Here is an 11,965-nt window from a genome sequence, read left to right on the forward strand (position 1 = left end):
ATTCAGTGGAAATAATCTTTTAATTACACACCATTTATGACTGATTTTGTTATTCAACTAACGGAGCAGGTTTGTTTAATAAGAAATAATTAGCGTGATCCCTAATCTAAAGGGGCATATTCTAATACAAAATTGTTTTCGAAATAAAAAAAATATGTTGTATATTTACATTTTTAAAATAAACATATACAATACAGTTAAATAAATTTAACCGGTTAAAAAGGAGAATGGAAAATGAGTCAAAAACCTATATTAATTATCGAAACATACGACCAATTAAAAGCAATAAGTGATCCTCTTAGAACAAAGATGCTTATTTATTTGGTAGAACAACCTCATACCGGACATATGCTTGCGAATGAATTAAATCTTTCTAGAGCTAAAATCCTTTATCATCTAAGGGAATTAGAAAAACACGGGATAATAAAGCTGGTGAAAAAAGAAGAAAGGGGAGGGAACATCCTAAAATATTATCAAGCAGTGGCCAGAGGTTTTATTCCGTCTGATCATTTACTTAGTTATGTTGAATCAAAAGAGGCAACTAGACAATCATTTTTAGAGGTTATAAACAGAGCTAAAACAAGAGTGTTAACAGCACCCGAAGAGTCATTTGAATTAAACTCATCTAATGTAGAAGAATGGTTAAATATGTCTATCCAAAGAGAATTCTCCTTAAGTAAAGAAAGATTTTTAGAGTTTACTCGTCAATATAGAAATTTATTAGATTCTCTATTAGATGATGATTCTGATAATGCAGATAAACAACTTTATTACTTAATGACAACAGCCTTCCAGATAGAGGAACCACTATTTAACAAAAACACCAAATAGTTAATGGAGGAATCTAATTGGAAAACCAAAAAGTGTTAGATGCATCTAATCACAAGTTTTATTTTGTAGAATTGTTAAGAAATCGACCATTTATACTTTTATGGTTATCTAGTACAGCGTCTTTTCTGTCATTATCCACATATTTATTTGCTGAGCAGTGGTATATCATTACCGAATTAAATAAAGAAGCTTCACTTGGAATTGTAATGATGGCAACTATGATTCCAAGAATTCTTTTTATGATTATAGGTGGTGTTTGGGCTGATAAATTAAAAAAGTCACAAATTATGTTTATTTCAAGCTTGATAAGATTCTTAATAGTACTTGTGATGATTTTATTCCTTAGAATGAGTTGGTTAGAAATTTGGCCATTAGTAGGGTTTGCATTAATATTTGGTATCCTTGATGCCTTCTTCTCTCCCGCTAACACATCATTACTTCCAATTTTGGTTCCAAAAGAAGGGCTGATACGAGCTAATTCATTGATACAGAGTTCAAATCAAATAGCAATGGTTTCCGGTCCAATGATTGGAGGATTAATTCTTGCTGTAGGATCTTTTATCCATTTGTTTCTATTCGTAGCACTATTACTATTTATAACATTTCTTTTCTCTCTTTTTATAAATGAGCAAGAAAATAAAAAATTAAAAAATATGTCAACCATCTCAGAGCTAAAAGAAGGAATTAAATATGTTAGAAGTATGCAATCTCTGAAAAGTATGTTGTTAATTCTAATTATTATCAATTTTTTATTCTTTGGCCCTTTATTAATGGGAATTCCACTTATTGTAGATAAATTACTTCAGGGAAATGCGTTAGATTTAAGCTTTCTTCAAAGCTCATATCAAGTTGGTATGCTTGCAGGAGCATTAACTATAGGAGTATTAACCATTAAGAAAAAAAAGGGGTTAGCTATACTATTTATGATAAGTGCATTAGGTATATTGCTTACGTTTCTAGGGCAAATAGAGGAAATTTGGCAGGGGGTGCTTTTATTAATCCTAATGGGTTCTCTTTCATCTTTTATTAATGTGATGTTAGTAACTTCTATCCAAGAAAAAAGTCAGAAAGATAAAATTGGAAGGGTTATGAGTCTTGTAAGTGCATTCTCTAATGGATTGGTTCCTTTATCTTATGCCTTCGTTTCTCTAGCTCTGGTTTTAAATTTTGGTATATCCAATATTATGATGATTTGTGGTATAGGAATTATAATAATTTCTTTTGTATTTCTTTCAAACTCGAAAGTCATTAAAGAAGAAATATAGTACCTGAATTTTTATATTTGGTTTTGTGGGGTTTTGAAATCCTGCTTTTTTTGTTAGATTATAGGAGCGATTTTTCTATAATAAATGAGAATGAGTTTAATACTTGTGAAGAATGTATTTAAGCTATAGGGGGAGTTAGCTGATCGAACTTTTTTATAAATATTTGTTTATATATTCACAAGGGAACACTCAATTTTGATCAATCTTTTTTTCAAAATGGAGTGTTTTTATTTGCGATTAAATCACGGTTAATGTGAAGATTTTTAATCAAACTATATATTTTAAAAATACACAAAACAAGGAAACTTAATGTCGGTTTTAAATTTTACTAATTGGGTGCTTTAGTTCAATAATGATCTTCAACAATCAGGCGCTATTGTTGAATAAGGCTTCTTTACGAAAGAAAAGAATAGTTTAAGAAGTGCAATAATACTCCTGTTTCACATTCTTTATAGTAAATATTCTTGAAATTTCAACCGAAATCGAGGCAGGCATATTAAAAGGTGTGTCTTTTTCTTATAGGCCAAATTTTGGAGTAGTCTCAGTAGCTCGAAAATGTAAAAGAGTTTTGCATCCTGAAATTTTGACTCGGACTACGACCACGGTCGTATATCGATTTAGTTCATAGTCTGATGTAATATTCTAACCAAATCTTTATAATGATTAATAAATAAAGGTTTGGTTAATATTATCATACAAAAAGGAGAAAAATTTAAATGGAAAATAAAGGCCTTAAAATATTAATTCATGCTAGTACTTGGTTTGCACCTATACTAGTTCCCATTATCACATATTTTATTAGCTCAGATCGAGAAATTAAAAGCCTATCATTACAGGCTATGATATTTCATATTGTGATCGGTATTTTAATTTCTGTGTCTGCTTTTTTTTCTTGGATATTAATCGGGATTCCATTCCTCATTATTTTTGGAATAATTGCTATAGTTGCTCCGATTGTTGGAATTGTTAAGGCAATTAATGAACGTCCTTTTCGATATCCGATTATTGGATCATGGTTTGATTAAATCAAAATGAATCTAAAGATGCTAAAAAGCGATGGGGTATGCGGAGTCTTGTAGTGCTAAAGGGAAATTAATTAAAAATCAAATAGTTGTGAAACAAAGCAAAAAAGTGTGGGATATAATGCTCCTTGAAAAAATCCTTTAGTAAAAAAAAACCACCACTTTTTCTTGGAGTTTTGTAATTAAGGTGATATAAATGTTAGTTATTCAATTAACAGGCGCTTTTCCGAAAAATTAGGAGAGCGTCTTTCTTCATGAAAAGGGCCATTTTAATGGAGGAAGAATATCAAGAAAAATTGCATGCCATGCCCGAAATGTTCAAAGGAATTTTTACCTGCAACGATAAAGGAGATCATATCCAACTAATTCCCCCAGCAGTTAGTACGGAAACAGATTGAAGATTTCCGGTATGGTGAACTGCTGTACTAATAAGTAGTGCACCGGGCCGACTATCTCCTTATAAGGAACCGGTACATGAGATCCGCAGGAAGGTAAAAAAATCCAGGTGGTCCTTGGCATCCCGGAACGCCGAGCCGGCTTTTTTTTTGTATCCTGTTCGCATTATTCAAATGAAAATGATTTCTCCCAGCTATCACTTGATATCCGTGATTACTTCTAAAGAAACTCATTATTGAGCTATCAGGTACTTTAGTTGAAAAGGCAATATAAATTTTATTGGGTTATGGAAAGAACGAATTATAATAAAAAACTCGCCAAAAACTGAACGAGTTTTAAATACCTATTTTTATTGCTAGTTGAAATAATAAAGCACTCAACACAAAACGATTATACGATAGGGTGTGGTTTGAGCAGGGATACTTCTTGTGGAAGGTCGATAAAAAACAATTAAATCTCGGTTCGCTGGATATCTTGAAAAGAGTTGCCCATTGGTTAATATTATTTGGGTATAGGGAGATAAATTTAATTGTAATTGTCCATCACTGCTCACCAATTGGTTATTAAAATAATCAACTTTTACTTTCTGATATGGGTTATCTTTTACCATGACGAGTGCTTGATATTGTGGAGGGTAAATAAGAATAGCAGGTAAATCGCCATCATAATATCCTGTTACGTGATCTCCTACTCTGACCATTTCATGGTCAACGAAGTAAGTTGAGGGTGAAACTACGAAATTTACTATTGATCCCAATTCATTTTCTATTGTAAATAATTTATAACAGCCCTCTTTTTTACCATTTTGACCTGTGAAAAACTCACTAATCACCGTGACTGTTCCATGAAATGAATAAAAATTCGTCATACATTACCTCCAAAATAAAAAGATAGGGACGATCTTTTACTTTGAGATTATTCGTGATAAGGCTTTGAAGGATTTTAGTATAATGTAGGGATAGGAGTGCAGGCAACAGCATCTATAAGTCTAGGGTCAATACCATAGAATTGCCAGAAAGCACCGTTCCATCTATATCCAGAGACTTCTCCATATTCCACACGAGTAGGGTAAAACCAAAATTGACTGCCATTTATAAGCCATACATAAGTGTTTTGATATAAACAGTCGACGATATACGACACAGAAGGTTTTGGTGGTATGAATGTTGGAGGAGGGGATTGTGGACTCATTGTCCCTTGGCGCTGGAAATATCTCATGTGATTTTCACTCCTTTTAGTTAGGGTCACAACATTATATGTTGAGAAGAGGTAAAGAGGTTATCTAACGTGAAAAATTAAAGATTGTGAAGGAATGTACTTTAACTAATGGGGCCTTATGCTAAAGATCAGCTGTCAATTCAGGCAGCTTTTTTTATATACCAAATGGGGCGGTTTAGCATGCGAGAGATATTCTTATTAAACTGAGGGAGTTGAACAAGGATAAATTCCTTTAGAGGAGAATATATAGGAAATAACATAACTTGGTGGTTTTATAATGAAGTGTTTGCTTTTTTTATTCCTTTAATTTTTTTGGGGGGAATATTTCTGCTAATGGAACAAGAGTAAATGGTGAGTAAGTATTTGGCTATAAAGATGCAGAGAGTGACAATTCTTTAAGACCTTAGAGAGAATAATTTATGATGGTGAAACCAGAAGACAAGAAGAAAATTTTAAAGGAGCAAAAGTGATCGTTGCCGACAGTACTTTTTCTTGTTGAACTAACGAATCAGGTTAACTTATATAGTGTTTTTTCTTATAGATAGCCAGATTATTAGGAGTTGAAAGGGAATGAATGAAACTACTCATTGTCCATCATGGAAGTGTCCTTGTGGAACTATTGTTGGTTGGGAAGACAATGAAAATGAAGTTGTAAGGGCAACAGGTATCAAATATGCTAGTTCAAAAAGGTATACGGTGCCTGTAGCTGAGCCCCCGATAGATGGAATAATTGATGCAACAATGTGGTCTCCTGCATGTCCGCAGCCAACAGATGAATATACAGGGCAATTCTTAAACGAGCTCACTAGGGAAATGGAGTTGGATGAACACTGCCAACGTCTTTCTGTAACGGCTCCACTGAATGCAAAACCTATTGACTCTTTGCCAGTAATGGTTTGGATACATGGTGGTTCTTACGTAACAGGGGCAGGAGACCACCCAATGTATAATCCAGCGGCTTTGGTACGAGAACAACATATTATTGTCGTTACAGTTACATACCGATTGGGTTTGTTTGGTTATCTAGGCAGCGAGAAAGGAACACCTGCAAATCTAGGTTTACTTGACCAGATTGAAGCGTTGCGGTGGATAAAACAAAACATTTCTTGCTTCGGTGGGAATCCAGAAAATGTTACTGTATTTGGTGAATCTGCTGGAGGAGATGCAGTTGCACATCTGATGATTTCAAAAGGAACAGATGAATTGTTTAAACGAGCGATTATTCAAAGTGCCCCGTTTGGTATATTGCGTGAGCGTAATGAAATGACTAATGCGATGCTTGAAGAAGCTACCCGGACATCCATTGATGGCTTCATAGAGGATGTGGCAGCAGCTCAGTCTCGTATAATAGAAAAAGGAAAGTCCTTTGGATTAAAATCATCTATGCCATTTGGAGTTCAATATGGACACTTTCCTCTCCCAAACGAAGAAAATGTAGATGAAGCATGGGAGAATGTTGCATCGCGTGTTGAGGTAATGGTAGGTTGTAACAACCGTGAAGTTGCCCCTTTTATTCCCCTAATCCCGAATTTGCAAAGAATGACATCTGTCTTTATTTTTGGGAAATTTATATCGTGGGCTGTGGTAAAGTGGTTAACTAGTAAAATTTACGGTTCAGGGGTCAAAGAGTTTGCCGAGAGACATTCTGTCGGAGGAGGACGGGGGTACAAGTACACAATCACTTGGGGTCCTTCTGGAAACAAGTTCGCAGGAGGTCACGCCACTGAAATACCTCTACTGTTCGAAGACAGAGACCTTTGGGAACATTCGCCTTTACTTGAAGGTACTTCTTGGGAGGAATACAAACGTCAGGGACAGGCACTTCGTAAAATATGGGGAGAATTTGCTCGAACAGGAAAAGTACATGATACTAATGTCCAAGGGCTAATTAAGATTGAAAGCATTTAAGACATAGGCAAATAGACTTGGAATCCGATTAACGCGGCTTAGGCCGATAGGATAGATGAAGTAAAGGGTGTAAGAGTTCAATAAGTACGAGCTATCTTAAGCAGCCACTGATCTTTAACAAACGAGCTCGATTCTGGAGAAACGAAAAAAGTTCAATTTCTCGTTGGCATCACCGAGAAATCGAGCTTTTTTATATTTGTTTTTTCTTAACGCTGTAAATCTCGTATCCCTTCCCCAATCTTCTTCACTCCAATCGGGATTTTCCGATCCTCCACCTGTGATACGCTTAGACGTATTCGATTCTCCTTCTTATACTCAGGGAGATACATATTTGTTGCATCCTGAACGAGTACATTCTTCTTTTTGAGATGTTCCACAAGCTGCTTTGCTTTCATTCCGCTAGGAAGTTTAATCATCGAGTAGAAACCGGAGTCACCGCCTGTAAATGAGGCATTGGAAGGGAGGTGGTCGAGATAGGTCTGTTTGAGTATGGTGCCTTTTTTCTTATATTGGCGTCTAAGCTTTTGAATATGTGCGTGATACATTCCACTGCTTAAGTAGATTTCAAGAGCACCCTGAGTCAGGACAGGTGTATGCACGTCAGCTGCAAATTTTGCCCTTGAAAAATCTCTCAGCAGTTCTTCAGGCAAGACGGCCATTCCCAATCTTAAGCCAGGCAATAAGACCTTTGAGAAGCTCTTGGTATAAATCACTCTCCCGGATGGGTCGTAAGCAAACATAGGATCTGCCTTTCCTTTTGTATCGAGATCACCCATATAATCATCTTCGATTATGTACACATCATATTTCTGTGCCAATTTCACGATTTTCTTTTTTTCCTCATTTGTGTAGCTATAGCCTGTTGGGTTCTGGAACCTTGAGACTGTATAAAAGAATTTGATGCTTCTTTCCTTAAATACTTTTTCTAAATAATTGAGGTCAATGCCATACTGGCTGATTTCGATGCCGACAGCTTTCAAGCTGCGGGAAGTAATTGAATCGATAAAACTAAAATGGGTTGGCTGTTCAACACAGATCTCTTCTTTTCCATTTGGGAATGGGAGTGAGACTAAAAGATCAAGTGCTTGCTGAGAGCCTGATACAACACATATCCTTTTTGAAGAGGTAAATACCTGCAGATCCTGCAGCTGCTGAGCAAGCTGATATCGAAGACTTTGTAATCCAAGCGGTTCAGAGTATTGGAACATTTCTTCTTTATAGAGTTCAATCGCCTGGTTCATACAATGCTGGTAGTCTCGGTAAGGCATATTCCATCGGTCGGGACCAGCAGATGAAAAATCAATGATCTCTTCAGAAGCACTACTTTCAGATTGGCGGCTGCCAAGGAGATAGTAACCGCTTTTAGGAACTGAATAGATTCTGTGCTCCTTTTCCATCTCATTGTATGCTTTTACAATTGTGTTTAAACTGCAGCCGAAGTCCTCTGACAGTGAGTGGATAGATGGCAATTTATCCCCAGGCTTAAAGTGGCCGTCTGAAATACGATTAAGCATCTCTCTCATGATTTCTTTGTATTTTGTCTCCAAAATATCTCCCTCACTTCTTTCTGTATGGGTACAGATGGCATTTTTAACATCTTTTCGTAGAAAAGATTCCCATATAATATAAATTAACAGAAGGGCTATACAAATTCAGTAAATAAGGAGGCATTTACTATGAAAGGTTCAACTAAAAAAATCTATCAATTAGCAGCACTGCTCTTTTTTTCTATGATTCTGGTTTTCACAGGGCTATCAACAGAAACGAATGCAGAAGTTCAAAAAACAAAGAGACTAATGATTGAAGGATTATTCAATGGAAAAGACGGAACAATGGTACTTAAGAATTTAAAAAACGACAATATTTATGTATACAACAGTGAAAGAAGCACAAAAAGGCTTACTCCTGAATCAACTTTTAAAGTGCCAAATTCATTAATCGGCTTGGAAACAGGTGCAGTAAGAGACGAGTATGAAGTGAAACGATGGGATGGAGTTATTAGGGAGTTCGAAAACTGGAATCGGGATCACTCATTAGCTTCCGCAATGAGGGAGTCAGCCATCTGGTATTATCAAGACATGGCAAGAGATATTGGTGAGAATATGATGATAAATTATATCAATCAAATGGGTTATGGAAACGGTGATATAACAGGGAGGATTGATAAGTTCTGGCTCGATAGCACCTTGAAAATTTCAGCTTTGGAACAAGCAGATTTCATGGAAAATCTTGTAGAAGAAGAGCTCCCATTTAATGAAAAGAATCAGAAAACAGTAAAAAGGATGATGATTCAAGACGAACAGGACAGCTTTACCCTTCACGGGAAAACAGGGACAAGGCTGTCGGATATGGGATTAGGATGGTACATTGGTTTTGTAGAGAATGATAAAGAAACATGGGTATTTGCAGTCAATATTGATGGATCTGGAACAGAAGCAAAGAATATTGCCGTGGAAGTACTGAAGGAGAAGGAGATTATCAGGGAAGGAAGAGAAAAATAGAAATGAGTAATTGATAAAATGGAATCCAGATGTCTGGAATACTTGGGAATATTACATTGAATGGATGAGAAACAGAAGCGAGAAATAGTTAGCAGCTAAAAAGATCTTCCCACCGAAGAACTTTTTTCATTGCTTTAAGTCGATCGATGTGAACAAGTTTTCCATAGAATCTGACGTAGCTAACAGGTCATTTACTAGAATACAAGAAGGGATTCATCTAAAGGAAATCGAAGTTAATCAGCAGATGAGAATTAGTTGAATTTCAAGACACACCACTAATATTCAGGGGGAAATCAAATATGAGGGAGACACAGACATTACGAGGACTGACCACAGTTAGTTTTTGGACGAATGATCTAGCAGCAGCAAAGAAATGGTACGCCGAGCTATTGGGCATGGAACCATACTTTGAACGTCCGGGATATGCAGAGTTTCGCCTAGGCGATTACCAGCACGAACTGGGGCTGATCGATAGCAGCTACGCCCCTAATGGCGCAGCGAACGGACCTGCAGGTGCAATAGTGTACTGGCATGTAGACGAAGTAAAAGCAACTTTCAAGAAGTTGATATCAATGGGAGCGACAGAGTACGAGGCACCAACCGAGCGTGGAGAGGGGTTCATCACTGCTTCCGTAGTCGATCCCTTTGGAAACATCCTCGGCATTATGTATAATCAGCATTATTTAGAAGTTCTGAGTTCAACCAGTAAAGCATAATCATAGGGTTCACCTATCTCCAGCCAGCTATGTTGGAAGATTAGTAATTGTTTATAAATATCGAGATGCGGATTTATACCTTGAACGAAATTACATCAAAAAAGCCTAAATTCCCGTATTATAAGTGAGAATTTAGGCTTTGGTTCCTTCATTAAATAGTGGTTTATTAAAGTTTATTAGTTGCTCAAGAATAAAGATCGTTTAAAAAGTTACCTCATATTTAACAACAATACAAAAGCTCCCATTTATAAAGATTGATTTAAAAGAAATGATTTTTATAGAAACAGAAATGGAAAGGCAGGATATATTTTTTGCATCGTTTGACAACTATTTGATTTTTACTATTACTTTTCCTTTCGCCCTTCCTGTCTCCGCATATTCCATCGCTTTTTGAGCATCTTCAAAAGGAAAAACTCGATCAATTATAGGTTTGATTTTACCAGTTTCAATAAAGTCTGCGATGATACGTAATTGTTCTCCACTTGGTTTCATAAACAAAAACGTATATTGAACATTATGCTTTTTTTCAAGCTTAGAAAGTTTATGACTTGCAGCTGAAAACAACAGCGTTTTAAAAAATCCGGAACCATATTCTTTACCAAAACGAGCATTCGGTAATCCTGATACGGAAACAATTTTTCCTCCGCTTTTTATCACTTCGAATGATTTTTCGAGTATCTCGCCCCCAAGTGTATCAAATACGGCATCATAGTTTTTCAGACTCTCTTCAAATTTTTCTGTCTTGTAATTTATTATTTCGTCTGCACCAAGGGATTTTACTAAATTCGCCCCAGCAACGCTTGCGGTCGTTGCAACAGTGGCACCCATTAATTTGGCCAGCTGAATAGCAAAGGTACCGACACCACCAGCCCCAGCTTGAATTAAAATCTTTTGTCCCTTTTGTAGTTGCATAATGTCTCCTAGTGCTTGATAGGAGGTTAACCCAACCAGCGGAATCGATGCTGCTTCTTCAAAGCTCAAATTTTTAGGTTTTAAGGCGATGTCATCTTCATGAATAGCGATATATTCAGCAAAAGTACCGATTTTACTTTTGCGTGGACGTGCATATATTTCGTCCCCAACTTTAAAACGAGTCACTTTTGCGCCAACCTTTGCAATAACACCAGAAAAGTCATTCCCTAAAATAAGAGGCATTTTATATTTAACTAACAATTTCACTTTCCCATCGCGTATCTTAAAATCAACAGGATTAACACTAGTTGCATGAATTTCTGCGAGTACCTCATTTTCACCAATTTCAGGTGTGGGTATTTCTGCCAAACGCATGGGGAATTTCCCATACTTGTCAATAACCATCGCTTGCATTGCTTATCCCTCCAAAATTTCATCATTTAAATAAAAGTTCTGCATGAACTTGTCAATATCCAACACAAGCGTTTTTAATAAACCTAATTCTGTACGCACATTAATATAATAAAAGTTTTTTGTCCCTTCTTTACGCATCAAAATAATACCGGCTTCTCGTAAAACCTTAAGATGGTGGGATACAGCAGGTCGAGATAGATGTGTTTTTTCAGTGATTTCACCCACACGTAATCCTGTTTGACAATCTGTCCCCATTAGAACTAACAAGATCGATTGACGGGTTTCATCACCAATTGCCAATAATACTTTTTGACAATTAATAAAATCCTCTTTAATCATATTTAGTTGGTCCTGTTTATTCATTCAGTAAAATACCTCCAATAATCAGTTTAATGGTTTAAGTTGATGAACCATATGGCTGAATACAACAATATACTATTGTTATGTTAGATGCCATATTGAGAAAGCAAATCGAGACGAATACATCTTATAGGATTTTCCTGAAGGTCCCTCTTGTAAATAAGTTTGTGAAAAAATGTAATTAAACGGGGGGCGTTAATTTAGGGGATCAAAGCTTATTGCTACACGGTAGGTATTCAATTAAAGTGCACTTTTCTAAAATAAGAAAACGGTCTTTATTCATGAAAAGGGCAATTTAATAGAGACTTTGAAAAAACTAGATATTTATGTGAGATTGTGAAGAAATGTACTTAAATTAAAGAAGCAGGTTAGTTGCATAAGGAGTAAAATAAAATTTGCTTTAATGTTAATATTTGTGTAAA

Annotated in this window: 12 protein-coding genes; 7 read left to right on the forward strand and 5 right to left on the reverse strand. The window is 36.0% G+C overall.

Features of this window, described 5'->3' with window-relative positions:
- The first annotated feature begins 234 nt into the window (after positions 1–234).
- The 4 genes from ASU02_RS06050 to ASU02_RS26330 all read left to right on the forward strand — a co-directional run bounded on the left by ASU02_RS06050 (position 235) and on the right by ASU02_RS26330 (position 3,516).
- On the forward strand, positions 235–831 hold the full coding sequence (locus tag ASU02_RS06050; protein WP_057761999.1) for an ArsR/SmtB family transcription factor: 597 nt from the start codon (positions 235–237) through the stop codon (positions 829–831).
- A gap of 17 nt (positions 832–848) precedes the next feature.
- Complete coding sequence (locus ASU02_RS06055) at positions 849–2,096, forward strand: MFS transporter (protein ID WP_057762001.1); 1,248 nt, start codon at positions 849–851, stop codon at positions 2,094–2,096.
- A 716-nt stretch (positions 2,097–2,812) separates the two neighbouring features.
- Entirely contained in the window at positions 2,813–3,121 is a 309-nt protein-coding gene (locus ASU02_RS06060; protein WP_057762003.1) for a DUF4870 domain-containing protein, read from the forward strand.
- Between the two features lie 251 nt (positions 3,122–3,372).
- The gene (locus ASU02_RS26330; protein ID WP_157684485.1) at positions 3,373–3,516 is read left to right on the forward strand and encodes a hypothetical protein; all 144 of its coding nucleotides are present in this window, start codon (positions 3,373–3,375) and stop codon (positions 3,514–3,516) included.
- Between the two features lie 374 nt (positions 3,517–3,890).
- Here ASU02_RS26330 and ASU02_RS06065 read toward each other — a convergent pair whose 3' ends face one another.
- Positions 3,891–4,382: a hypothetical protein gene (locus ASU02_RS06065; RefSeq protein WP_057762005.1), complete on the reverse strand. Its 492-nt coding sequence runs from the start codon at positions 4,380–4,382 to the stop codon at positions 3,891–3,893.
- Positions 4,383–4,456: 74 nt separating this feature from the next.
- Positions 4,457–4,732, reverse strand: coding sequence for a transporter (locus ASU02_RS06070; protein WP_198317409.1), 276 nt, complete (start codon positions 4,730–4,732; stop codon positions 4,457–4,459).
- A gap of 570 nt (positions 4,733–5,302) precedes the next feature.
- On the opposite strand from ASU02_RS06070, the gene ASU02_RS06075 reads away from it, so the two are divergent.
- Positions 5,303–6,640 carry a carboxylesterase family protein gene (locus ASU02_RS06075; protein WP_057762006.1) on the forward strand — a complete coding sequence of 446 codons (1,338 nt, stop codon included), beginning with the start codon at positions 5,303–5,305 and terminating at the stop codon, positions 6,638–6,640.
- 206 nt (positions 6,641–6,846) lie between these two features.
- Here ASU02_RS06075 and ASU02_RS06080 read toward each other — a convergent pair whose 3' ends face one another.
- Positions 6,847–8,187, reverse strand: a complete 1,341-nt coding sequence (locus ASU02_RS06080) for an aminotransferase-like domain-containing protein (protein ID WP_232426172.1) — start codon at positions 8,185–8,187, stop codon at positions 6,847–6,849.
- 183 nt (positions 8,188–8,370) lie between these two features.
- Between ASU02_RS06080 and blaOXA the strand changes: the two genes are divergently transcribed.
- The gene (gene blaOXA / locus ASU02_RS06085; RefSeq protein ID WP_095396690.1) at positions 8,371–9,141 is read left to right on the forward strand and encodes a class D beta-lactamase; all 771 of its coding nucleotides are present in this window, start codon (positions 8,371–8,373) and stop codon (positions 9,139–9,141) included.
- A gap of 299 nt (positions 9,142–9,440) precedes the next feature.
- Positions 9,441–9,857, forward strand: coding sequence for a VOC family protein (locus ASU02_RS06090; RefSeq protein WP_057762010.1), 417 nt, complete (start codon positions 9,441–9,443; stop codon positions 9,855–9,857).
- 327 nt (positions 9,858–10,184) lie between these two features.
- Here the strand turns inward: ASU02_RS06090 and ASU02_RS06095 are convergent, their stop codons facing one another.
- On the reverse strand, positions 10,185–11,183 hold the full coding sequence (locus ASU02_RS06095; RefSeq protein WP_057762012.1) for an NADP-dependent oxidoreductase: 999 nt from the start codon (positions 11,181–11,183) through the stop codon (positions 10,185–10,187).
- 3 nt (positions 11,184–11,186) lie between these two features.
- Complete coding sequence (locus tag ASU02_RS06100) at positions 11,187–11,546, reverse strand: ArsR/SmtB family transcription factor (protein WP_057762014.1); 360 nt, start codon at positions 11,544–11,546, stop codon at positions 11,187–11,189.
- Positions 11,547–11,965: the final 419 nt, after the last annotated feature.

It is taken from the genome of Cytobacillus praedii, assembly GCF_001439605.1.
Classification (GTDB): Bacteria; Bacillota; Bacilli; order Bacillales; family Cytobacillaceae; genus Cytobacillus; species Cytobacillus praedii.

Excerpts from the sequence above, each read along its gene's own strand:
- ASU02_RS06095 (WP_057762012.1), bottom strand. The coding sequence starts at position 11,183 with ATGCAAGCGATGGTTATTGACAAGTATGGGAAATTCCCCATGCGTTTG.
- ASU02_RS06100 (WP_057762014.1), bottom strand. The coding sequence starts at position 11,546 with ATGAATAAACAGGACCAACTAAATATGATTAAAGAGGATTTTATTAAT.
- blaOXA (WP_095396690.1), top strand. The coding sequence starts at position 8,371 with ATGATTCTGGTTTTCACAGGGCTATCAACAGAAACGAATGCAGAAGTT.
- ASU02_RS06050 (WP_057761999.1), top strand. The coding sequence starts at position 235 with ATGAGTCAAAAACCTATATTAATTATCGAAACATACGACCAATTAAAA.
- ASU02_RS06060 (WP_057762003.1), top strand. The coding sequence starts at position 2,813 with ATGGAAAATAAAGGCCTTAAAATATTAATTCATGCTAGTACTTGGTTT.
- ASU02_RS06090 (WP_057762010.1), top strand. The coding sequence starts at position 9,441 with ATGAGGGAGACACAGACATTACGAGGACTGACCACAGTTAGTTTTTGG.
- ASU02_RS06065 (WP_057762005.1), bottom strand. The coding sequence starts at position 4,382 with ATGACGAATTTTTATTCATTTCATGGAACAGTCACGGTGATTAGTGAG.
- ASU02_RS06075 (WP_057762006.1), top strand. The coding sequence starts at position 5,303 with ATGAATGAAACTACTCATTGTCCATCATGGAAGTGTCCTTGTGGAACT.
- ASU02_RS06070 (WP_198317409.1), bottom strand. The coding sequence starts at position 4,732 with ATGAGATATTTCCAGCGCCAAGGGACAATGAGTCCACAATCCCCTCCT.
- ASU02_RS26330 (WP_157684485.1), top strand. The coding sequence starts at position 3,373 with ATGAAAAGGGCCATTTTAATGGAGGAAGAATATCAAGAAAAATTGCAT.